Origin of the sequence: Xenorhabdus littoralis, assembly GCF_033949345.1 — a bacterium.
In the GTDB taxonomy this organism is placed as follows: domain Bacteria; phylum Pseudomonadota; class Gammaproteobacteria; order Enterobacterales; family Enterobacteriaceae; genus Xenorhabdus; species Xenorhabdus littoralis.
On the sequence record NZ_VCDP01000233.1, the window covers coordinates 1 to 317 of the forward strand.

The window sequence follows — 317 nt, forward strand, 5'->3', positions numbered from 1 at the left end:
ATGAAGGGTTCCCGACCGGGGAAGAGCACCCGGCATCACCAAATCTTTTGCAACCGAATTTTGCCCCGGAATGCCCGAATACCCGGTGGTGCGGAGACATTACTTATATCCGTACAAAAGACGGCGGGCGCTATCTCGCGGGGGTGATGGATTTATTTTCCCGCCGCGTAGTGGGTATGGCTATTTCGCCGTCACCGGATGCCGAGCTGGTCTGTCGGGCATTGAACAATGCGCTGGAAACGCGCCATATCGAAGGGCGGCTGATTTTTCACTCAGATCAAGGCAGCCAATACAGCCGCAAGAAATTTCGCCGCTTA

1 protein-coding gene is annotated in these 317 nt (G+C 54.9%); it reads left to right on the top strand.

The genetic code is table 11. The annotated features are described in order from the left end of the window. A partial coding sequence (locus FE394_RS19435; RefSeq protein WP_319927956.1) for a DDE-type integrase/transposase/recombinase occupies positions 1-317 on the top strand: 317 nt, incomplete at both ends.